This window comes from Lederbergia sp. NSJ-179, from assembly GCF_022867885.1.
Taxonomy (GTDB): Bacteria; Bacillota; Bacilli; order Bacillales; family Bacillaceae_C; genus Lederbergia.
The window spans coordinates 123120-144570 of record NZ_JALIFP010000002.1; the positions used below are offsets into that span (position 1 = coordinate 123120).

Genomic DNA, 21451 nt, shown 5'->3' on the forward strand with positions numbered 1-21451 from the left:
TGAATCGCCCGCGGAGTTTGAAAGAATAATAAAATAAGAGTTTTATTTTAAAGGAGGCGGAACTACCCATGAATATTTTTGTCTTAATGAAAAGAACATTTGATACGGAAGAAAGGATTAGCATTTCCCAAGGACAAATCGTGGAAGAGGATGCAGAATTTATCATTAATCCCTATGATGAGTATGCCATTGAAGAAGCGATTCGTGTGCGGGATGAGCATGGTGGGGAAGTGAATGTGATTACAGTAGGGGAGGATGAGGCAGAAAAACAATTAAGAACCGCTCTAGCGATGGGAGCAGATCGTGCCACCCTTATTAATATTGAAGACGAATTGGAAGAGACGGATGCTTTTTCCATCGCCAAAATCATTGGCGAATACTTAAAAGACAAGGAAGTAGATCTTATTTTGGCAGGGAATGTGGCGATTGATGGAGGATCGGGGCAAATCGGACCCCGTGTAGCCGATATATTGGATATTCCCTATGTCACAACGATTACGAAATTAACGATAGATGGCGAGAATACAACACTAACAAAGGATGTGGAAGGGGATTCCGAAATCATAGAAACAAAGCTTCCTTTGCTTGTCACTGCGCAACAAGGATTAAATGATCCACGCTATCCTTCCTTACCCGGGATTATGAAGGCGAAAAAGAAGCCATTGGATGAGCTTGAATTAGATGATTTGGATTTGGAGGAAGAGGATGTAGAGGTGAAAACAAGAACAGTTGAAGTATTCCTCCCTCCCAAAAAGCAAGCAGGGAGGATATTACAAGGAGAACTTGAAGATCAGGTAAAGGAACTTGGAAGCTTACTAAATAAGGTGCTTTAGCTCTAAATGTGAAATCGGGAGGGAGTCAAATTGGGCAAAAAAGTTTTTGTATTAGCCGAATGGCGGGAAGGGTTACTCCGAAATGTTTCCTTTGAAGCGATTGCGGCAGGAAAACAAGTAGCAGACGACGGCGAAATTGTAGCTGTACTAATAGGGGAAGCTGTACAATCCTATACACAAGAGCTCATTTCCTATGGCGCAGACCGGGTGATCACCATAGAAAATGATCAATTAAAACATTATACTTCAGACGGCTATTCTCAATGCCTGCTTGCGGCGTTAGAAAAAGAAAAACCAGATGCATTGGTGATGGGGCACACAGCTTTAGGAAAGGATCTATCCCCTAAAATTGCGAATCGATTGGGTGCAGGATTGATTTCAGATGTTACGGCCATCGAATTCAGCGATAACCAACCTATTTTCGTTCGACCTATCTATTCAGGAAAAGCTTTTGAAAAGAAAAAGATTATCGATGATTTTATCTTTATTACCATTCGGCCCAATAATATTGAGCCATTAAAAAGGGACGATACACGCACGGGTGAGATCAGTTCGATAGAGGTGGAAGTGAAGGATCTTCGAATGACAATTAAAGAAGTCATTAGAAAGGCAAGTGTTGGGGTTGATTTATCGGAAGCAAAAGTTGTTGTAGCTGGCGGCCGTGGTGTAAAGAGTGCGGATGGATTTAAGCCCTTACAAGAGTTGGCGGATGTTCTTGGTGGTGCAGTTGGTGCTTCACGCGGTGCTTGTGATGCTGATTATTGTGACTATTCCTTACAGATTGGTCAAACCGGAAAGGTTGTCACCCCCGATTTATACATCGCTTGCGGAATCTCGGGAGCGATCCAGCATTTAGCCGGAATGTCCAATTCTAAAGTAATTGTCGCGATCAATAAAGATCCGGAAGCCAATATATTCCAGGTGGCCGACTATGGCATTGTCGGGGATCTATTCGAGGTCGTTCCTCTGCTTACAGAGGAATTACGAAAAATGAAGATGGCTTCAACGTAAGCAAATTATTCGCAACAACATCTTTCAAATGATATACTGACGATAAGTTTTGAATGTATATTAGGAGGGTGTATTGAATGGCTATTTCACATGCAACAGATCAAAACTTCGCCTCCGAAATTAGCGAAGGCGTTGTATTGGTTGATTTTTGGGCTCCATGGTGTGGCCCATGTAAAATGATTGCTCCAGTATTGGAAGAAATGGATGCAGAGCTTAACGGGAAAGCAAAAATTGTCAAACTAAATGTGGATGATAACCAGGAAACTGCTGGTAAATACGGTGTCATGAGTATCCCCACTTTAATTGTCTTTAAAGATGGAGAAGAAGTAGATAAAACCGTTGGCTTCCAGCCAAAAGAGGCTTTAGAAGAATTTTTAAATAAACATATTTAGATCAATCCGGGCCTTGAGTCCGGATTTTTAGTTTCAAGATTGGAGGGATGGTGGTGCTGGACAATATCAAAAATAAGTTGGAGATTCTTCCAGACCAGCCTGGTTGCTACTTAATGAAAGATCGCCAAGGAACAATCATCTATATAGGAAAAGCAAAAGTCTTAAAAAATCGAGTGCGCTCCTATTTTACGGGCTCCCATGATACGAAGACACAGCGTCTTGTCAATGAAATTAGGGATTTTGAATATATTATTACTTCTTCTAATATTGAGGCCTTGATTTTAGAAATGAATCTAATTAAAAAGCATGATCCCAAATACAATATTATGCTGAAGGATGATAAAAGTTATCCTTATATCAAATTAACAAATGAGCGGCATCCTCGTCTCATAATTACTCGTAAAGTAAAAAAAGATAAAGGAAAATATTTTGGCCCTTATCCGAATGCCTTGGCAGCTAATGAAACCAAAAAACTGCTTGATCGCCTATACCCTCTTCGTAAATGTCAAACTTTACCTGATCGGGTTTGTCTTTATTATCATCTTGGACAATGCCTGGCTCCCTGTGTGAATGAAGTTTCCCAAGAAACCTATAAAAAGATGACAAATGAAATTACGAAATTTTTAAATGGCGGCTATAAAGAGATCAAAGCAGATTTACAGAAAAAGATGGAAGAGGCGGCCGAAAAGCTTGAATTTGAGCGGGCAAAAGAATATCGCGATCAAATTTCCAGCATAGAAGCGACAATGGAAAAACAAACCATGATGTCTGCGGATTTCGTTAATAGGGATGTGTTTGGCTATGTCCTTGATAAAGGCTGGATGTGTATTCAAGTATTCTTTATTCGACAAGGAAAATTAATTGAACGGGATGTGTCCACTTTTCCAGTTTATGGAGAAGCGGAGGAGGAGTTTCTTACGTTTTTGGGGCAGTTCTATTCTCAGCCCAATCATTTCAAGCCAAAAGAAATCCTGATTCCTGAAAATGCCGATCCACAATTAGCGGAACAGCTTTTAGGAGTGAAGGTATTGCAGCCTAAGAAAGGGCAAAAAAAAGATCTCGTTCAGCTTGCAACGAAAAATGCTCATATGGCATTAAATGAAAAGTTTTCCCTTATTGAAAAAGATGAAGAACGTACCGTCCTCGCGATCGAAAAATTAGGAGAAGCAATGGGGATCTATACGCCATACCGAATAGAAGCTTTCGATAATTCTAATTTACAAGGAGCTGACCCTGTTTCTGCTCTGGTTGTCTTTATTAATGGAAAACCAGATAAAAAGGAATACCGGAAATATAAAATTAAAACGGTCAAAGGACCGGATGATTACGAATCGATGCGAGAAGTTGTCAGAAGGAGATATACAAGAGTCCTTCGCGAGGGCCTGCCCTTGCCGGATTTAATTGTAATCGATGGGGGAAAAGGACAGATTGAAGCGGCAAGAGAAATACTGGAAGATGAATTGAATCTGGATATCCCGATAGCCGGTTTAGCGAAAGATGATAAACATAGAACGTCTCAACTTCTTTATGGAAGCCCATTAGAAATCATTCCACTCGGAAGGAATTCACAAGAATTTTATCTATTACAAAGAATTCAAGATGAGGTCCATCGATTTGCGATTACATTCCATCGCCAATTAAGAGGAAAGTCTGCCTTTCAATCAGTATTAGATGAAATTGAAGGAATTGGCCCTGCAAGAAAGAAAATATTGCGTCGTCATTTTAGTTCACTTAAAAAAATGAAAGAAGCAACTGTAGAAGATTTTACCAACATTGGCTTACCCGTTAAAACCGCTCAAATTTTAAAAGAACATTTGCAAAAGCAGGTTGAAAAGAAATAATATAGATGCTATACTATAGAAAATTTCAAAAAAGATAGAGGTGCAAGTCTTTAAGAGTAAGAACTTGGAGAAGGTATGGGCTTCCGTGAAGGGTTCTGAAAGGGGAGATTTGCCGAAGTGGAAAAAGGCCCTAACTTTTTTCTGCTGGTCCTGCGTTTAAGAAATGTAGGATTGTCAAAATGGTACACGCCCATTTTGGAGAGCTATCCCTACTGTGATCTGAAGTTTTATAAGAAGAATTCACAAGCAATGAGGGGTGACTCATTGCTTTTTTATATGGTAAAAAGATGAACGATTATTTCTTATTATTTCAATCAGAGTGGATTATGGAAGAAAGAAGGCAGGATAATGGAAACGATTGTTATTAAATTTGGTGGCTCTTCATTAAGTACAACAGAGAAAATTAAAAACGCGGCTGAGCGGATTGTACGAATTAAACAACAAGGAAAAAAGGTAGTTGCCGTTGTTTCCGCGATGGGAAAAACAACCGATCAATTGGTAGAGCTTGCAGGTCAGATTAATGCTAATCCTGCTAAAAGGGAAATGGATATGCTTCTTACGACAGGGGAGCAGATGTCCATATCACTTTTATCAATGGCTTTAGCCGATAAAGGAGTAGATGCCATTTCTCTTACTGGTTGGCAGGCGGGAATTGTGACAGAAAATATTCATTCAAATGCCAGAATATTAGATGTAAAAACGACTGTACTTAAACAAAAGCTTGATGAAGGAAAGGTGGTCGTTGCCGCCGGATTTCAAGGTGTCACCGAAGAAGGGGAGATTACCACACTAGGCAGGGGGGGATCTGACACAACTGCTGTTGCGATAGCCGCCATTTTAGGAGCTGAGCGCTGTTTCATTTGTACAGATGTAACGGGTGTTTTTACATCTGACCCACGGTTTGTCCCAACAGCTCGGAAACTCCCTTCCATTTCTTATGATGAAATGCTAGAATTGGCTAATCTTGGAGCAGGCGTCTTGCACCCGCGCGCTGTAGAATTTGCTAAAAACTATGGAGTGGCTCTTGAGGTTAGATCCAGTGTTGAGGATGAAGAAGGAACAGTGATTGAGGAGGAAGTATCTATGGAAAAGAATTTGATTGTAAGAGGTGTAGCATTCGAAAAAGGGATGACTAGGTTGACCATTTTAGGATTAAATAATCAGTTAAATGGATTGTCGTCTATTTTTACTGTATTGGCTGACCATCAAATTGATGTCGATATTATTATTCAAAGTCAAACTGATACCGACAAAACCAACCTATCCTTTTCAATTAAAACAAAAGATTTGGAGAATGCGATGGAAGTTCTTGAGGAACACAAACAAAAAATTGGTTATGAAGGTTTAGAACATGAGGTTAATTTAGCGAAGGTATCTATTGTTGGCTCTGGCATGGTGTCCAATCCTGGTGTGGCTGCACAAATGTTCCAAACCCTAGCCAGCAATCAAATTCAGGTAAAAATGGTTAGTACCTCAGAAATTAAAATTTCTGTTGTCGTTAATGAAGAGCAAATGGAGCGAGCTGCTCAAGCATTGCATGAGGAATATAAGTTAGGTGCCATTGTCGCAGAAGCTGTAAAGTAAGAAAAGAGGTTTTCCACTCGTTGAATAATGGGTGGAAAACCTTTTGATAGAAGGTTAATTCAATTTTGAACAGGATCTTTTAAATCCCAACGAACAATAAAAAGTACCTTCTTTTTCCTTTTTACAATTTCTTCATAAGCTTCTGTGACCATACTTTTTTGTGCTTGAATTTGTTCTGCGATAAAACCAGCTTCGAGACGGAAAGAAGGCTCCCCTTGCATTTGTAGACGTCTTTCCACAATGTTACCTGTTAGCTCCAATTTCATCTCTTTTTTATTTTGTTCGACTACTTGCAACTCCCCCCATGCAGCTTCTTTAAAGAATGAATAGATTTCTTCATTTGAGAGCAATGGGAACGTTCGAGCTAAATGCTTCCCAACCCAGTATGATATTTCACCGGTATCATTCCCAAGCATTTCAGGAATTAAAATATCACGCAGCAATTCATAAGCGAATATGGGAACAAATTGTTCACTTTTAGAGTCCTGTTGAAATGTTTGTACGGATGAAGGTTTCACGGTTCTATCTCCCTCTTTTCTACCTCCCTATTATAGTACAAAAAAGAGTTTTTGAAAAAGATTAATAGGAAAAAGAAAAGCTTCTTTCTTCATAAGGGGGGAAACCGTTATCTTGACGCTTTATGAAGGGAAGAGTAAAATGAATATGTCCACAAAATGTAAGAATTAATTTGTGCTGTCGGGATTTACTTTTATTAATCTCCAGTGCGGACTCTAATGATTAAGGGGGGTAAATTGTGGCGGGAAAAAATGAATTTTATTGGCGCAGGTTGCATTCTTTATTGGGGGTCATCCCAGTAGGTGTATTTCTAGTGCAGCATCTTGTGATCAATCACTTTGCTACTAGTGGTGAAGAAGCATTTAATAAGGCAGCAGGATTTGTTGAAGGCTTACCTTTCCTAATTTTCCTAGAATTTATTGTCATATACATACCGTTGCTTTTTCACGGAATTCTTGGGATTTATATTGCTTTTGTTGCAAAGAACAATCCGATTAGACTAGGTTGGTTTCGGAATTGGATGTTTACGATTCAAAGGATAACAGGAATTATTTTATTAGCTTTCATTGCATGGCATGTTTATCAAACACGAATTCAAGCTGCTTTAGGAAACGCTGAAGTGAATTTTCAAATGATGGAGGATATCTTATCCAATCCACTTGTCTTGATTTTGTACATTCTTGGAATTCTTTCAGCTACATTCCATCTATCAAATGGTTTATGGTCTTTCCTCGTTAGATGGGGAATTACTCAATCACCTACATCTCAAAGAATCTCTTCATGGGTAATGGGTGTACTTTTTGTAGTGCTCTCCATTATTGGTGTACGGGCAGCATTAGCCTTTGTCTTTCCAGACTTTTTTGTTGGTTAATGGAGGGCAATGAACAATGGGTAAAAAAGGAGTGAGTCACAACGATGAATAACGGTAAAATCATCGTCGTCGGTGGAGGCTTAGCCGGCTTAATGGCAACTATAAAAATAGCTGAAGCAGGTAAGCAAGTGGATTTATTTTCACTTGTTCCTGTGAAACGTTCGCATTCCGTCTGTGCTCAAGGTGGAATTAATGGAGCTGTGAATACAAAAGGTGAAGGGGATTCGCCTTGGATACATTTTGATGATACAGTATATGGTGGTGACTTCTTGGCTAACCAGCCGCCGGTTAAAGCGATGTGTGATGCAGCACCAGGAATCATTAATCTTTTAGATCGGATGGGTGTGATGTTTAATCGTACACCTGAAGGATTATTAGATTTTCGTAGATTTGGCGGAACTCAACATCACCGTACTGCCTATGCAGGAGCGACGACTGGTCAACAGCTTTTATATGCATTGGACGAGCAAGTTCGTCGACAGGAAGTTGCTGGACTTGTGAATAAATATGAGGGTTGGGATTTTCTCGGTATTATTCAAGATGATGCGGGGGCTTGTCGAGGAATTGTAGCACAAAATATGACAACAATGGAAATACAGTCGTTTCCAGCGGATGCCGTTCTTTTAGCAACGGGAGGCCCTGGAATCATTTTTGGAAAATCCACAAATTCTGTGATCAATACAGGATCTGCTGCTTCTGTTGTTTATCAACAAGGTGCAACTTATGCAAATGGAGAATTTATTCAAATACATCCAACTGCCATCCCTGGAGATGATAAGTTACGTTTAATGAGTGAATCTGCTCGTGGTGAAGGTGGAAGAATTTGGACGTATAAAGATGGAAAACCATGGTATTTCTTAGAAGAAAAATATCCTGCATATGGAAACCTAGTTCCTCGTGATATTGCGACACGGGAAATTTTCCATGTATGCGTAGATATGAAACTAGGTCTTAACGGTGAAAATATGGTCTATCTTGATCTTTCACATAAAGATCCTCATGAACTCGATGTCAAACTTGGTGGAATCATTGAAATTTATGAGAAATTTACTGGGGAAGACCCACGTAAAGTACCAATGAAAATATTCCCGGCCGTTCACTATTCAATGGGTGGACTTTGGGTTGATTATGAGCAACATACGAATATTGAAGGTTTGTTTGCGGCTGGGGAATGTGATTATTCACAACATGGTGCAAACAGACTAGGAGCGAACTCTTTATTGTCTGCTATATACGGTGGAATGGTCGCAGGTCCTGAAGCAGTTAAATATGTCGATGGATTGGAAAAGACCTCCGATTCTTTATCATCGTCCTTGTTCGATTCTGCGACAAAGAAAGAGCAAGAAAAATGGGCTGACATTATGTCCATGGATGGCGATGAAAATGCTTATGTCCTCCATAAAGAACTAGGTGAATGGATGACAGACAATGTGACAGTTGTCCGTTATAACGATAAATTAAAGCAGACAGATGATAAAATTCTTGAATTAATGGACAGATGGAAAAACATCAACATTAATGATACATCTAGTTGGAGCAATCAGGGTGCAATGTTTACAAGACAATTGTGGAATATGTTACAACTAGCACGTGTAATCACCATTGGTGCATTGAATCGGAACGAGAGTAGGGGAGCTCATTATAAACCAGATTTCCCTGATCGTAATGATGAAGAATGGTTAAAGACAACAAAAGCAAATTACAATGCTAGCACGAATTCCCCTGAATTTAGTTATGAAGATGTAGATGTTTCACTTATTAAACCTCGTGAACGGAATTATGCTAAAAAGAAAGAGGGGAAATAAGGAATGAGTGAACAGAAAAAAGTAACATTCATTATCACACGTCAGCAAACTGCTGATTCGCAACCTTATGAAGAAAAGTTTGTTTTAGATTACCGTCCTAATATGAACGTGATTTCGGCATTAATGGAAATTCGCAGAAATCCAGTTAATGCTGAAGGGAAGAAAACAACCCCTGTTGCTTGGGATATGAATTGTCTGGAAGAGGTATGCGGGGCTTGTTCTATGGTGATCAACGGCAAGCCACAACAATCTTGTACAGCTTTGATTGATAAATTGCAACAACCGATTCGCCTTGCTCCGATGGCAACTTTCCCAGTTGTTCGAGATTTGATTGTCGACAGAAGTAGAATGTTTGATTCCCTTAAAAGGATCAAAGCATGGATTCCAATTGACGGAACTTATGATTTAGGTCCAGGACCACGCATGCCTGAAAGAAAACGCCAATGGGCGTATGAACTTTCGAAATGTATGACATGCGGTGTTTGTCTTGAAGCCTGCCCAAATGTAAATAGCAAATCTAACTTTATTGGACCTGCCTTTTTATCACTCGTTCGTCTTTATAATGCTCACCCAACTGGTGCCATGAATAAGGATGAACGGTTAGAAACATTAATGGATGAGGGCGGCATTGCGGATTGTGGAAACTCGCAAAACTGTGTGCAAGTTTGTCCAAAAGGCATCCCGCTCACGACATCTATTGCCGCTATGAACCGTGCAACCAATATTCAAATGTTTAAAAACTTCTTCGGAAGCGATCATATGGTTGATTAAAAAAATCAGCAGTCTCAGAGGCTGCTGATTTTTTCATGAAAAAATATTACATCATTAGTCTAATCAAAAGGAACATCCCTCGTTTATTTGCATTATATGGAAGGAATGAAAGATCTTTATACCCGGTTGGGAAAGCCATGGTTTTGCCTGGAAAACGGGGAAAAGAAAATCATAGTCTGAAGAACTGTCTATTTGGGTAGAAATGGTGGTCTCGGAGCATCTCCAAAAGAGTTATCGATTAAGGCAAGGTGTTCTCACATAGTTGGGGCGCCTGATTTTCGCCTATTTAGCTGTTTCTTGCCTTTTGGGTGTCACTCCGTTTATTTCATTCACATATGATAAGGTGACAATCAAAAAATACCCACCCCACGGTTCAAAGCTGGCGAAGGCAAGGAGGGTTACAATAGTTGAAGGAGAATGAGTTCACACATAAACCATTACTAACAAAAAGAGAAAGAGAAGTTTTCGAACTGCTCGTCCAAGATAAGACAACAAAAGAAATTGCACAAGAATTATTTATAAGTGAAAAAACAGTTCGGAATCATATATCCAACGCCATGCAAAAGTTGGGAGTGAAGGGGCGATCACAGGCGGTCGTGGAACTTTTGCGCATGGGGGAATTAAAGCTATAAAGTAGAACCGGCTATCCGTTTTGGAGCCGGTTTCTGCATGGTTAAAAATAAGTTATTGTGAACGGATGAAAAGAAACAGTTCATTCACTTTATCATGATTTTCGAGATGCTTGAATAATATAAAGAGAAAATTATTCAGGTCTAGTAAAGCAAGGATGAAGTGAATGAAATCTTTTTGGGTGAAAAATGGACAAGTTCTGTCTGGAGGAATATTGCAAGGAATGGGTTTATTTTATTCCCCATTCTATCCCTTTGGAGGCGCCGGCGGGATTCTCTTTCAAATCCATGTGGGACTGGCCCTTTGTATTGTCAACTTTTCAATGTTAACCGTAGCTATATATCAAATATCTTGGAAAAAAACGGCTTTATGGACTGTGGTTGGAATTGCCATCACTCCTCTTTCTATCCGTTTTGTTGAAATAACCATTGACATTTTAAATAGAAATATATTTTATGATTTAAAATTATTGGTTCCGTTTTTCTTGGAACCGGTATTGGTATGCTAATGCGCCAAGGTGTTTTCAATGGAGGTGTGGGAGTAGTGGCTTTTATTATTTCGAATGGGCGTAAAATACTTTCTGGAAAGCCGTTGTTTTTGATCAATGTTTGTATTTTTAGTTACAGCGGCAATAATAGACTGGAAGATTATGGTACTCGCTTTGAGTGGAGGAAATCCTGAATCAAATTGTGGGTAGGAGCATTGCGTTTGGTGGGAAACAGATAATCTCCTTTTTTCTTCCAGTTGTATTTAAGGAGACGCTCGAGGAGAAATAGTTTTTTCCTCACTAGCGTCTTTAATGGATTTGAGCCTAGTCAAATCTAGCTTTTTATTCCATATAAAATACAACCAAATCCAATAAAAATCCAAACAAACTTCGCTAAAGATATTTTATCCGCAATCCCCACTAATCCAATTGTGGATGCAAGGATAAAAACAATCGGTCCTACAAGGGCAAGAGAGCTGTTGAGAATAAGGGCTTTTTCAATATTATTAAATCGGACCATAAAATAGGCTGCGAGAATATCAATACTCCCGGATAATACCCGTAATAATGCCATCGCTATAATTGTTTTTTCTAAAAATACAAACATTTTGGCCTCCCGATTTTTTATACTTTCCACAATTATATGCAAGCATAAAGAAGTTAAGGACAAGACTTCATTATTTTTTTTGGGCAATTTGTTTTTTCTACCTGTATTCTAATATAAAAAATCTTGTGATAAGTATGGGTACCTATTATTTTCTACATGTTTAAGGCACAGCAGGGATGAAACGATTATGCAGATTTGAATAGCGATTAGGTTAGGAACAGGCTAACAAGACGTTGCGCTTTGATCCTATTATTCATCCCTTACCTTTTAACCGGACACTTTGATAAAATCAACGGCTTGTGCTGGTGAGATAATGGCTCACGAATGTCGTTTTCATCCGCACGGATAAAAGTGAACTCACATTGACTCAAGTCTACATTTTTCAAAGAGGTACTGTGAATTGAATCGTGAATCATCGAGTTTGCGAGATCAAGATACTGGAAAAGATTTGGTTTGCGCAGTTGAAAGGAGCAGAAATTGACCTCATTCGAGGATTACAGTCAGGCTTTCTTTTTGTTGGTCTTTGTGCATTGATTTGTGCTATTTCAGGTCTAATCCTTTATCACTATTTGCAGAAAAAGCAAGAATTAATATAAAAATCCTCTTTTGAAATGCATAGTGTTGTTCCCCTAGGAAATGCTAACTTCATAAGGAGTGTGAAAGCATGTCTAAGAAAAAACAAAAAAAGAACGAACCTGCGATAGCACCAGGTATGGATGATCAAGAAGAATTAGAAGAAAATGCTACAAAGAATGAATTGGAGAAAGAGGAATATACAAAGGTTACCCATTTATCTTATGATGAAGTTGGACCCAGTTGAGTTTGAAAAGAATGAATCGTGTTAAGGGCTGTCCAGAAGACTTTTGTTACAACCTTTCTGGACAGCCCTTTGATGTTCGCTTTTCCTACATTCAGTCCTGGTGTACGTTGCTCTATGTAATTGAACATGACTTATTACTTAAATCTCAAAACATTCCAAATGAGGACTTTCATAAGGGCGCATTTATTGTAAAATGATAATCAATCAACTTTATTTAAATAAAACAACTATGAATTTGAAGAGATGGTGGTGGATCGGGGAAAGGCGGGAATAAAGTAAATAGATTACTCAAGTTTCGGAGTAAAGGAAACACGCCTAACTCCTTACCGCACTTGGCTTTGAGTTGTAAAAGTTATCAAAAAACACCTTATTCTTTGGTAGAATATAGGTAACCACACATTGTTGAGAAGCTCGGGTGGAAAATGATTATAAAAGGTGTCCTACCAACAAAACGAGGAAACGTTGATATCCGCGTTTTGTCGGCAGGACCTCTTAAATTAGCTAAAGGGGAAAATAGAGAAGGATTAAGAAACTTAAAACTAGAATAATTAAAATGGGAGGGATGGATTTGAGGACGGATATAAATAATTGGATGCCACTAACTGTTTCGGAAATAAATGAAGTGTTTTCTGATATTCCGCTTCGGTGGTGTATCGCTGGAGGTTGGGCCTTAGATTTGCACCTATGTAAGCAAACAAGGGAACACAGTGATATAGATGTTATTATTACTCGTGATGAGCAATTAACCGCTTATCAGTATTTAAATCGCGATTGGATGTTATACAAGGCTGAGGATGGTAAGCTTGATCTTTGGGAAGATGGAGAGTATTTGAACTCGATAAATGACATATGGGTTAGCAAGAGTAGCGAGACGCCTTGGGCTTTTCAAATTATGATAATTGATACCGAAGAAAAGTCTTGGATTTATAAGAAGGATAAATACGTTAGAAGGCCAATTGATGATATTTTTTTGAAAACTGACGAAGGCATACCTTATTTGAGACCTGAAATCCAACTCCTTCATAAAGCAGGTGGATCACAAGTACGAGAAAAGGATTTTAATGATTTCCAAACAATGCTTCCGTCACTTCTACCACAAGAAAAAGCATGGTTGAAATCTGCTTTAAACAGGCAATTTCCAGGAGGACATGCTTGGATCGAATTTATTTAGATTATATAACTTAACTGCTTATCGTAGATCTTAACTAAAGCAATTCTGGGCGTTGGTAAAGAAGTAGATGCCAGTTTCTCCAAATGTGGGAAAAAACAACGCGTGTCTGTAGCGAGCTGATGAATCGTATAAAACAGGAGAAACTGGTTTTCCGTTACGGAAGAGATAATAAGAAATTATATAGAAAAACAATTCAAAGAGGATCATGACGAAAATTTTAAGATTGATGAATGAGTTTAGTCTAATTTCGAGTATGCTTTAGCTTTCGGACTTTGAGCAGGACTTCAGCCTGAGGATGACTTTAGTCATTTAGTCTGGTTTAATTTATTCTTTTTTGGTCTTTACTATATATGGTAATTTGATAAGAATTGTTATTTGGACCTTTATCATTACTTCGGAATAACGCCCGTTTTCTTAAATAACTATAGAGGCCTGCTCTCTTTATTAAGCTAACGGGCAGGATAATTCAAATGATTAAAGAATTAATACAAAGTAGAATTTTTCAGTCATCTGATATTTTCCTGCATGAAAAATCAGGCTACTTGATCTACCCGCATGATATGCTCCTTTTGAAAGGAGGATTCGCCGTGGATTGGCTTCAACGTATGAATAATGCTATTGACTATATTGAAGATAACTTAGAAAATAAAATTGAATATGAACAGATTGCTAGAATCGCTTTATGTTCTGTTTATGAATTTCAACGCATGTTTTCATTTGTACTTGAAATACCTTTATCAGAATATATCAGACGCAGAAGGCTTAGGTGCGTGGATTGAAATGTGTAACATTCCAACGAATAATTTACTTGAATTATTCATAGAAATAAATTTAGCTGCTGTTTTGTGGAAAATACCACCCTTAAGGAGTAATGACAGCTACGCTGTTATTACCCCAAATAGACATTGTTTTCATAACGTTTCTCCTTTCATATAATGCAATTTCATGTGCCGGTTTTGATCAAATGTATGGGAACTTTATTGCACCTATGTAAAAAGGCAGCGTTTCGGCTGCCCTCTTCACCAATTCAATCGTTTGTGAGCATCTTCATAAACTTCATAATCACTTCTATTCCCGATCGCCAAGATTTCTACAATTTCCATTCTATCGCCAATGATATGATAAACAATTCGAATGCCGGCCTTTTTTAACTTCACCTTACGACAGCCAGTTAAATTCCGGTCACCTTGATTGCGTAAGGGTTCACCGAGTTCGTCCGCTCTCTCGGTCAATTTCTTTAATGCTTTTTTGACTAGGATTTTCACGGAACCGTCTAATTGATTTAATTCCTTTTCCGCCTCTATCCTGAATTGCAATTCAAATCGAGCCATCAAGCATCATCGAATAAATCTTCATCGTTAATGTCATCGGCATCCATAGCAAGAAACTCTTGAAAGTCTTTTTCGCCCAATACTTCACGCAAGCTGCGGCTATTTTGCGGATTCTCTTTTGAATCTTGAACACGACGGAAGATTTCTTGTTCCCATTTATATTCTTCTAATTCCATCAATCGGATGTACATTTTTTCGTATAGGCCATAATCGATTAACACAGAGTCGATTTTATTATTATCAGAAATAAATTGTGGGATTTCTTTGGCTTTCTTGCGGTATTTACCAAAATACTTAGCAGCATCCGTAGCAGAAACAATTTGCTCTTTATTAAAAGTAGGTCTTTTCATAAGATCTCCACTCACTTTCCATTCATCTCCTTTGTAGTATATGGTAACGCACAGTGATATTATACAGCTTTGGCAGAAAATAGTAAAGAAAATAATACGGATTATAGTACGGATATACGACGGGACATAATCCAAACGTTTGGATTATCGTCCAACGAACAGAGTAAATTTCCAACATTTCCAGTAGGGACAAGATTCATCCGTGGAAAGAGTCAAAAAGGGATTATTAATTATTTCGAAAAAATTTGGTGCGAATGCGAAGTAAACATAGATTTCCTAGTCGATTCGCACCTTTTTTTTACATGTTTTTTCAAATTCACTGGTAAATTAAGCTAAATTACTTTAATGTTGAAAGAAAAACTAGTTTTTTTAGTAAAAAATAGCGTTCTCACTGTGTAATTTAACAAAAATCGCATCGCACCTTACCTAGGTGCGTGGATTGAAATAAATCATCGATAAAATAAAAAGGCGCGTTTTAAAGGGAAGGTCAAACCGTCCCCTTACTGATTTCCTAACCTTTCAAAGCTCAATGAAAGGCCTTGAGAATTTTCAAATATGATTAAAAATAAGCTGAGTGTGAATGACTATATAAAGTTGTTCACCTCTTTTTTTCTGTTGGAAGATAATAGTATAATAGAATTGATTGATTAAAGGAGTGATGAGATGCAGAAGGGGTTCGTTGGAGTAGATATTGGCGGGACCAATACGGTTATAGGATTATTTGATCAGGGGTTGGGATTGCTTGAAAAAAGAAGTATTCCAACATTGAAACCTAATTTTCCAAAAAAGACGGATAATCCGAAAGAATTTTTTGATGTCCTTGCACAGGAGATTCAAGAAATAATAGCTAACCATGATTCTATCCATAAGGTAGATTGTGTGGGCATTGGTGTCCCCGGTAAAGTTGATCCTGAATTTGGTGTCGCCATCAATGCCGTTAATTTAGGTTACCGAAATGTTCCGTTTGCAGAAGAAATGAAAAGAAGGCTAAATCTTCCTACCTTTATTGATAATGATGTGCGCACCTATACCAGAGGTGAGGCTGAAGCGGGCGCAGGTGCTGGCTTAAAAAATGTGATCTGTGTTACGTTAGGTACGGGAATGGCAGCCGGCATTATGATTGATGGAAAAATGATTCCTGGATCCGATTATTTTGCAGGAGAAATTGGACATGATCCTGTACAAGGAAACGAAACTCTATGCAACTGTGGAAAAATCGGTTGCTTAGAAACGATTGCATCGGCAAGTGGAATTAGTAGACTGGCGAAGGAAGCTGTTCAATCGGGAAAAAAGACTATTTTACATGATCTTTCCGGCGAAATTAGTTCGAAGGATGTTTTTGAAGCGAGTGTAACAGGTGATAAAGTGGCGATTGAAGTTTTCAAAGAGGTAGCGACCGTTCTAGGATATAAGTTGTTAACAGCAACTTTCTTATTAAATCCGGAAGTGATTATTATCGGGGGAGGAGTAGCAGCGGCTGGTCATTTTATAACAGATCCGATAAACGAGATCTTCGTGGGACATTATAATAATGAAAAAATGCCGCTTATTGCAACTGGGGAACTTGGGGATTCTGCAGGATTAATTGGAGCAGCTTTATTAGCTCGTGAAAAGCTATATAAATAAGGATTGGGGCTATTTGGAAAATAGAAATAAAAATTCTCGCATCGTTTTTATATTTTGCTTGAATAGTAAGTGGAAATTCACTAGAATAATAATGATCGAAACGTTTCAATTCAAATAATAAGGAGGATATTATGAAAAAAATACCTGTTGCATTACAAATGTTTACTTTACGAGAAGAAAGTGCGCAAGATTTTGCCGGAGCTCTAAAAAAAGTAGCCTCACTTGGTTACGATGGAGTTGAATTTGCTGGCTATGGGGGACTACCTGTTCAGGAAGTGCGCAAGCTTTTAGATGAATTAGGTTTGAAGGCAGCATCAAGTCATGTACCACTAGCCGATTTGCAAAATGATTTAGCAAAGGTGATTGAAGAACAAAAGGTCTTAGGAAGTAGCTATATTGTATGCCCTTTCCTCATGCCAGATGAAAGAAACGAAGAAACCTATCAATCACTTCTAACATTTTTTAATGAAGCGGGAGAAACCTGTAGAAAAGAGGGGTTAACTCTGTGCTATCATAACCATGATTTTGAATTGGAAAAGCTTTCCGATGGTCGAACAGCTCTGGAAACTATTTTTGATGATGTTCAACCTGAGAATCTTCACACAGAGCTGGACATTTATTGGCTAACGAGAGCTGGAGAGAAGCCTGTTGATTGGATTAAACGTTATAAAGGACGCACACCTTTAGTGCATTTGAAAGATATGACTGTAGATGAAGAACAGTTCTTTGCGGAGTTAGGAACTGGCGGCGTTGATCTTGATGCTGTTCTTGCTCTAGGAGAAGAAGCAGGAGTAGAATGGTGGGTTGTGGAACAGGACCAATCTCGGAAAACTCCTTATGAAAGTATCGAGATTAGTATTCAATACTTGAAAGGTAAACTTCCATATCTTAACAAATAGACAATTTTTATGAAAACTGACAAAGAGTTTAGGTTTTGTCAGTTTTTTTTACTGAAAAAGAAAGGATATTAATGGAACGTGTCGAAAGGTAAAATAATAGATTGATACACAAATGGAGGGTTTTGGATGATAAAAGGTTTAAGTAGAGCAGGACTTGGAAACGTAGAAAATATAGAACAATTGATACAATTAGCTGCAAAAAACGGTTTTGGAGCGATTGATACTTCTGGGAAAGAGCTGCGAGATTGGGCTGAATCAATAGGATTGGCAGAAGCGAAATCCTTTTTAAAAGACCACCAAATGATCATTGGTTCAATTGGATTACCGGTCGAATGGAGGGGGACGGATCAGCAATTCCAAGAGGGATTACCGACGCTATTGAAAGATGCAAAGATAGCAGCAGATTTTGGCTGTACAAGTTGCTGTACATATGTATTGCCCGCAACCGACCAAAAACCGGCACATTATATGGTACAAGCAACGAAACGTCTCCGACTATGCGCACAAATTTTAAAAGAATTCGGAGTAAACCTAGGACTCGAATTTGTTGGCCCCCACCATTTAAGATCGGCTTGGAAGCATCCATTTGTCTGGACAATGCAAGAAACACTTGATTGGATTGAGGTCATCGGGGAACCCAATGTTGGCCTATTGCTGGATAGCTACCATTGGTACACAACAAGTGGGACTATTGAGGAACTGTTGGCCCTAGATCCTGCCCAAATTACATATGTCCATCTTAATGATGCGAAGGATGTTCCAGTAGAAGAGGCATTGGATAATGATCGGCTTTATCCAGGAGAGGGTGTCATTGATTTAACGGCTTTTCTACAGGCACTGGCAGAAATTCATTATCAAGGTGTCGTCGCTCAGGAGATTTTGACCATTGATCCTCCCGGACAAAATGCTGAAGCATTGGCCGCAAAATCAGGGGAAGCATTTAAAAAAGTATTTACGAAAGCAAAGATTTTCTAATTTGGAAAAAAGGTACATGCTTAGTCATGTGCCTTTCTTGCGGGATAGGAAAGTATAAAAATTGGCTAATGTTTGGATCTAGCTCCAGGCGCCATCGGCTCGAGGTCAAATAACCTGAGACAATAAAAGTCAAGACCGGACTTTTCTTGTCTCAGAACATTTGCTTGTCGGGGCTGACCAAGGCGCTTGCGCTTTTCTTATCGGATAGGAAATGATAAAATACTTGACTTCGATAATGTTTGATTTGTGAGTTGTAGTAAAATACATTAATTGTAAGCGTTTTAAATCGTTCGAAAGGAGGGGGTGAAAGGGTTTATTTAGCAACAAGTGGTAATAACATTACGATATCCTGAACTGACAAGGAGGTATTATTATGAAAAAACATTTTAATCGGAAAAGTGTTTTTATCGCTCTATTACTATCGTTTATCTTCATTTTACTTTTTCCGATTGGGGTTAACACATTGCTTTATCAAAAGATGGAATCTATTATCAGAAAAAATACAGATCGGTCTAGTTTGGCGATGCTAAAACAGGCAAGTGATGTGATTGATCATGAACTTCAACAGGTAGCTACTTTATCTGCGCAAATCTCTTATCATCCTAAACTAAGCTTTATTCTTAGCCAAATGTACTCAGAAGAAAAGACGAACGATATTCAGCAATATTATTTCTTTATGAAAGATATTCGCCGATATCAACTTTCGAACACCTATGTGTATGATTATTTTATTTACTTGCCAGCGGTTGATCAAATTGTTAGCCCCTCTATTAAAACGGATTCAAAGACTTTTTATCGTTCGATCTATCGCTATCAGGATATCAATTATGATACTTGGAAAGATAGTTTTTCAGATAAGAAACAAACTCCGTATTTTCTTCCAGCGTCGACTGTTTTGGAAGGGATTTCACCAGCGCGGAAATCAATGATCACTTATGTGCAGCCATTGCCTTATGGAGAAAAGCCAAGGGGATATTTAAATCTTTTTTTAAATGAGCGCAAAATCCTAGATGTATTGCAAAATCTTGAGTGGGCAAATCAAGGAGCTATTTATCTGTTAGACAACCAAAATCAGGTGCTTACATCTACCGCAAAAAATCACGATGCTATCAAAAAAATGCCTTTAACGTTCAATCAACAGAGTGATGTCATTCAAGAAAAAATTGAAAATAAGGAGATGATCGTCTCTTATTTCGTTTCGGACCAAACAAAATGGAAATATGTTTCCGTCATCCCTAAATCTGTTGTGATGAAAGAAGTGAATATGGTGAAAACTTTGGCGGTTTCTTTATTACTCTTTTGTTTAGCCGGAGGCTTGGCCGCATGCTTTTGTTTAGCTCGTTATCACTATATCCCTGTTAGAAATCTAGTGGAGTCGATTGTCGAAAATGTCAATAAAAGAGGGGAATTCAAAAAGAATGAATACCATATTATCCAGGAATCTCTTCGCCATTCTTGGGATGCGGAAAGAAAATTAAGAGATTCTCTTGCTACACAGACACCAAAAGTTCGTGAAAATTTCTTTATTCGCTTATTGAATGGTTTTGTTGATCCTGTTTCTGTGAATGAGGAATCTTTACAATTTATGGAAGTTTCCTTCCAGAGCGAGGATTTTTTAGTGATGGTCATCGATATTGAAGAAATTGATGCGTTTGTGCCGGAGAAATCGGAAAAACAATGGGCGATTACACGATTTATCGTAAGTAATATCTGTCAGGAGCTTGTAAGTGGAAACGATCATAATTTTGTCGTTGAGTTGGGGCAAAAAAGACTTGGGCTGATCATCAATGAAGAAAATATAGAGAAGTCAGAGCAGCTAACGGCGATTATTCAGGATTTTAAAGATATTTTGAAAGAGCGCTTTGGGATTTTAATATCTGTAGGAGTTGGCATGCCCCATAAAGGAATGAATCAGATTGTCAATTCATATCGGGAAGCGATACAAGCCCTCCACTATCGGATGATTATCGGTAATCATAAAATCATTTATTTTAATGAAACGAATGATGATGCTTATGATTATTACTATCCAGCAGAAATTGAAATGCAGCTGATGAATTGTATTAAGATGGCTGACTTTGAGCAGACAGAAAAAATTCTCGATCAGGTGTTTGCGGAAAATTTTCTTACACGTCGTATTTCTCTCTCTAAAGGCAAATGTCTTTTTTTTAATATGATGAGTACCCATGTGAAAATTTTAAATGATATGAAAGTAAATCACCAAAATGTCTTTGGTGAAGAACAGGATCCTGTTCAGCAAGTATTAGCATGTCAGACAGTGGAAGAAATTCATGAAAAAATAAAAGTGATCTATCAAAAGCTTTGTGAGGAAATGAAGGAAAAGCGTTCTGAACATAGCGAACACTTGCTCACAAACATCATAAACTATATTCACAAACATTATGCTGATCCAATGATAAGTCTGACCAGTATTGCCGAGGAAATGAATATAACGCCACAATATCTTTCATCGTTTTTTAAAAAGCATCAGGGTGAAAATGTAACGGAATTTATTGCAAAAATTCGGATAGAGGCAGCTAAACAATTGCTAGAGAATACAACATTAACGATCTCCCAGATTGCAAAGCAAATTGGGTATGCCAATGATATTGGGTTGATCAGATTATTTAAGAAACAAGAAGGCATCACACCTGGAAAATATCGAACAAAATTAAAGAAACATGCAGTAGAGACTTCCTCTTTAAAAAAATAATCGGATCATGTTGCAATTTGAAAAAGAATCAGCACATTCCAGCTATTTCAACAAATAACCTCGAAAATAATCATCTAAATCGGAAGATCGGATAGCCTTTATTAAATTTTGATAGCTTCCATTCTTAAATCTGTATAGGCAATCTTATATTTTTGCGATTCACAATGAGGGGCTGGTGTGCAAACATGGGAATATGCTCTTGCGAAAGGAGGAAAGGG

The 21451-nt window shown here is 38.2% G+C and carries 22 protein-coding genes and 1 riboswitch; of the genes, 18 read left to right on the forward strand and 4 right to left on the reverse strand.

The window, feature by feature from the left end:
• The first annotated feature begins 68 nt into the window (after positions 1 to 68).
• The 5 genes from MUB24_RS02605 (at position 69) to MUB24_RS02625 (ending at position 5661) form a co-directional block, all read left to right on the forward strand.
• Positions 69 to 833, forward strand: a complete 765-nt coding sequence (locus MUB24_RS02605; RefSeq protein WP_244700849.1) for an electron transfer flavoprotein subunit beta/FixA family protein — start codon at positions 69 to 71, stop codon at positions 831 to 833.
• A 30-nt stretch (positions 834 to 863) separates the two neighbouring features.
• Complete coding sequence (locus MUB24_RS02610) at positions 864 to 1844, forward strand: electron transfer flavoprotein subunit alpha/FixB family protein (protein WP_244700853.1); 981 nt, start codon at positions 864 to 866, stop codon at positions 1842 to 1844.
• Between the two features lie 77 nt (positions 1845 to 1921).
• On the forward strand, positions 1922 to 2236 hold the full coding sequence (trxA, locus tag MUB24_RS02615; RefSeq protein ID WP_244700856.1) for a thioredoxin: 315 nt from the start codon (positions 1922 to 1924) through the stop codon (positions 2234 to 2236).
• Between the two features lie 47 nt (positions 2237 to 2283).
• Positions 2284 to 4077 (forward strand): excinuclease ABC subunit UvrC, encoded by a 1794-nt coding sequence (gene uvrC / locus MUB24_RS02620; protein WP_280516844.1) that lies wholly within the window; start codon positions 2284 to 2286, stop codon positions 4075 to 4077.
• 27 nt (positions 4078 to 4104) lie between these two features.
• Positions 4105 to 4291: riboswitch (Lysine riboswitch) on the forward strand.
• Between the two features lie 134 nt (positions 4292 to 4425).
• A complete protein-coding gene (locus MUB24_RS02625; RefSeq protein ID WP_244700862.1) occupies positions 4426 to 5661 on the forward strand; it encodes an aspartate kinase in 1236 nt (411 codons plus the stop codon).
• Positions 5662 to 5720: 59 nt separating this feature from the next.
• Here MUB24_RS02625 and MUB24_RS02630 read toward each other — a convergent pair whose 3' ends face one another.
• Positions 5721 to 6179: a YslB family protein gene (locus MUB24_RS02630; RefSeq protein ID WP_244700863.1), complete on the reverse strand. Its 459-nt coding sequence runs from the start codon at positions 6177 to 6179 to the stop codon at positions 5721 to 5723.
• A 236-nt stretch (positions 6180 to 6415) separates the two neighbouring features.
• On the opposite strand from MUB24_RS02630, the gene MUB24_RS02635 reads away from it, so the two are divergent.
• The 6 genes from MUB24_RS02635 to MUB24_RS23590 all read left to right on the forward strand — a co-directional run bounded on the left by MUB24_RS02635 (position 6416) and on the right by MUB24_RS23590 (position 10935).
• Positions 6416 to 7048 (forward strand): succinate dehydrogenase cytochrome b558 subunit, encoded by a 633-nt coding sequence (locus MUB24_RS02635; RefSeq protein ID WP_244700867.1) that lies wholly within the window; start codon positions 6416 to 6418, stop codon positions 7046 to 7048.
• A gap of 44 nt (positions 7049 to 7092) precedes the next feature.
• Positions 7093 to 8853, forward strand: coding sequence for a succinate dehydrogenase flavoprotein subunit (gene sdhA, locus MUB24_RS02640; protein ID WP_244700870.1), 1761 nt, complete (start codon positions 7093 to 7095; stop codon positions 8851 to 8853).
• A 3-nt stretch (positions 8854 to 8856) separates the two neighbouring features.
• The gene (gene sdhB / locus MUB24_RS02645; RefSeq protein WP_244700873.1) at positions 8857 to 9624 is read left to right on the forward strand and encodes a succinate dehydrogenase iron-sulfur subunit; all 768 of its coding nucleotides are present in this window, start codon (positions 8857 to 8859) and stop codon (positions 9622 to 9624) included.
• 407 nt (positions 9625 to 10031) lie between these two features.
• Positions 10032 to 10256 carry a helix-turn-helix domain-containing protein gene (locus tag MUB24_RS02650; RefSeq protein WP_062104479.1) on the forward strand — a complete coding sequence of 75 codons (225 nt, stop codon included), beginning with the start codon at positions 10032 to 10034 and terminating at the stop codon, positions 10254 to 10256.
• A 164-nt stretch (positions 10257 to 10420) separates the two neighbouring features.
• Entirely contained in the window at positions 10421 to 10762 is a 342-nt protein-coding gene (locus tag MUB24_RS02655; RefSeq protein ID WP_244700876.1) for a hypothetical protein, read from the forward strand.
• Positions 10762 to 10935 (forward strand): hypothetical protein, encoded by a 174-nt coding sequence (locus MUB24_RS23590; protein WP_396426691.1) that lies wholly within the window; start codon positions 10762 to 10764, stop codon positions 10933 to 10935. The genes MUB24_RS02655 and MUB24_RS23590 overlap by 1 nt, the downstream gene beginning before the upstream one ends.
• 140 nt (positions 10936 to 11075) lie before the next feature.
• Here MUB24_RS23590 and MUB24_RS02660 read toward each other — a convergent pair whose 3' ends face one another.
• The gene (locus MUB24_RS02660; protein ID WP_244700878.1) at positions 11076 to 11348 is read right to left on the reverse strand and encodes a YqhV family protein; all 273 of its coding nucleotides are present in this window, start codon (positions 11346 to 11348) and stop codon (positions 11076 to 11078) included.
• 664 nt (positions 11349 to 12012) lie between these two features.
• On the opposite strand from MUB24_RS02660, the gene MUB24_RS02665 reads away from it, so the two are divergent.
• The 3 genes from MUB24_RS02665 (at position 12013) to MUB24_RS23595 (ending at position 14118) form a co-directional block, all read left to right on the forward strand.
• Positions 12013 to 12168 (forward strand): hypothetical protein, encoded by a 156-nt coding sequence (locus MUB24_RS02665; RefSeq protein WP_244700880.1) that lies wholly within the window; start codon positions 12013 to 12015, stop codon positions 12166 to 12168.
• Positions 12169 to 12730: 562 nt separating this feature from the next.
• Positions 12731 to 13339: a nucleotidyltransferase domain-containing protein gene (locus tag MUB24_RS02670; RefSeq protein WP_313898418.1), complete on the forward strand. Its 609-nt coding sequence runs from the start codon at positions 12731 to 12733 to the stop codon at positions 13337 to 13339.
• A gap of 470 nt (positions 13340 to 13809) precedes the next feature.
• Positions 13810 to 14118: a hypothetical protein gene (locus MUB24_RS23595; protein ID WP_396426690.1), complete on the forward strand. Its 309-nt coding sequence runs from the start codon at positions 13810 to 13812 to the stop codon at positions 14116 to 14118.
• Positions 14119 to 14358: 240 nt separating this feature from the next.
• Here MUB24_RS23595 and MUB24_RS02680 read toward each other — a convergent pair whose 3' ends face one another.
• Both MUB24_RS02680 and MUB24_RS02685 read right to left on the reverse strand, forming a co-directional pair.
• A complete protein-coding gene (locus MUB24_RS02680) occupies positions 14359 to 14670 on the reverse strand; it encodes a type II toxin-antitoxin system RelE family toxin (protein ID WP_244700884.1) in 312 nt (103 codons plus the stop codon).
• Positions 14670 to 15035: a hypothetical protein gene (locus tag MUB24_RS02685; protein ID WP_244700886.1), complete on the reverse strand. Its 366-nt coding sequence runs from the start codon at positions 15033 to 15035 to the stop codon at positions 14670 to 14672. Before MUB24_RS02685 ends, MUB24_RS02680 begins: the two co-directional genes overlap by 1 nt.
• A 648-nt stretch (positions 15036 to 15683) precedes the next feature.
• On the opposite strand from MUB24_RS02685, the gene MUB24_RS02690 reads away from it, so the two are divergent.
• From MUB24_RS02690 to MUB24_RS02705, 4 genes are all read left to right on the forward strand, one after another.
• Entirely contained in the window at positions 15684 to 16646 is a 963-nt protein-coding gene (locus MUB24_RS02690; protein WP_244700888.1) for an ROK family protein, read from the forward strand.
• Positions 16647 to 16777: 131 nt separating this feature from the next.
• A complete protein-coding gene (locus MUB24_RS02695) occupies positions 16778 to 17545 on the forward strand; it encodes a sugar phosphate isomerase/epimerase family protein (RefSeq protein ID WP_244700891.1) in 768 nt (255 codons plus the stop codon).
• A gap of 126 nt (positions 17546 to 17671) precedes the next feature.
• Positions 17672 to 18520 carry a sugar phosphate isomerase/epimerase family protein gene (locus MUB24_RS02700; RefSeq protein ID WP_244700894.1) on the forward strand — a complete coding sequence of 283 codons (849 nt, stop codon included), beginning with the start codon at positions 17672 to 17674 and terminating at the stop codon, positions 18518 to 18520.
• A gap of 373 nt (positions 18521 to 18893) precedes the next feature.
• Positions 18894 to 21233, forward strand: a complete 2340-nt coding sequence (locus MUB24_RS02705) for a helix-turn-helix domain-containing protein (protein WP_244700897.1) — start codon at positions 18894 to 18896, stop codon at positions 21231 to 21233.
• The last annotated feature ends 218 nt before the right edge of the window (positions 21234 to 21451 follow it).

Bases quoted from the DNA above. Each gene is read 5' to 3' on its own strand.
- MUB24_RS02605 (WP_244700849.1), top strand. From the start codon at position 69: ATGAATATTTTTGTCTTAATGAAAAGAACATTTGATACGGAAGAAAGG.
- trxA (WP_244700856.1), top strand. From the start codon at position 1,922: ATGGCTATTTCACATGCAACAGATCAAAACTTCGCCTCCGAAATTAGC.
- uvrC (WP_280516844.1), top strand. From the start codon at position 2,284: ATGGTGGTGCTGGACAATATCAAAAATAAGTTGGAGATTCTTCCAGAC.
- MUB24_RS02625 (WP_244700862.1), top strand. From the start codon at position 4,426: ATGGAAACGATTGTTATTAAATTTGGTGGCTCTTCATTAAGTACAACA.
- sdhA (WP_244700870.1), top strand. From the start codon at position 7,093: ATGAATAACGGTAAAATCATCGTCGTCGGTGGAGGCTTAGCCGGCTTA.
- sdhB (WP_244700873.1), top strand. From the start codon at position 8,857: ATGAGTGAACAGAAAAAAGTAACATTCATTATCACACGTCAGCAAACT.
- MUB24_RS02655 (WP_244700876.1), top strand. From the start codon at position 10,421: ATGAAATCTTTTTGGGTGAAAAATGGACAAGTTCTGTCTGGAGGAATA.
- MUB24_RS23590 (WP_396426691.1), top strand. From the start codon at position 10,762: ATGCGCCAAGGTGTTTTCAATGGAGGTGTGGGAGTAGTGGCTTTTATT.
- MUB24_RS02660 (WP_244700878.1), bottom strand. From the start codon at position 11,348: ATGTTTGTATTTTTAGAAAAAACAATTATAGCGATGGCATTATTACGG.
- MUB24_RS02665 (WP_244700880.1), top strand. From the start codon at position 12,013: ATGTCTAAGAAAAAACAAAAAAAGAACGAACCTGCGATAGCACCAGGT.
- MUB24_RS02670 (WP_313898418.1), top strand. From the start codon at position 12,731: ATGGATTTGAGGACGGATATAAATAATTGGATGCCACTAACTGTTTCG.
- MUB24_RS23595 (WP_396426690.1), top strand. From the start codon at position 13,810: ATGATTAAAGAATTAATACAAAGTAGAATTTTTCAGTCATCTGATATT.
- MUB24_RS02680 (WP_244700884.1), bottom strand. From the start codon at position 14,670: ATGGCTCGATTTGAATTGCAATTCAGGATAGAGGCGGAAAAGGAATTA.
- MUB24_RS02690 (WP_244700888.1), top strand. From the start codon at position 15,684: ATGCAGAAGGGGTTCGTTGGAGTAGATATTGGCGGGACCAATACGGTT.
- MUB24_RS02695 (WP_244700891.1), top strand. From the start codon at position 16,778: ATGAAAAAAATACCTGTTGCATTACAAATGTTTACTTTACGAGAAGAA.
- MUB24_RS02700 (WP_244700894.1), top strand. From the start codon at position 17,672: ATGATAAAAGGTTTAAGTAGAGCAGGACTTGGAAACGTAGAAAATATA.
- MUB24_RS02705 (WP_244700897.1), top strand. From the start codon at position 18,894: ATGAAAAAACATTTTAATCGGAAAAGTGTTTTTATCGCTCTATTACTA.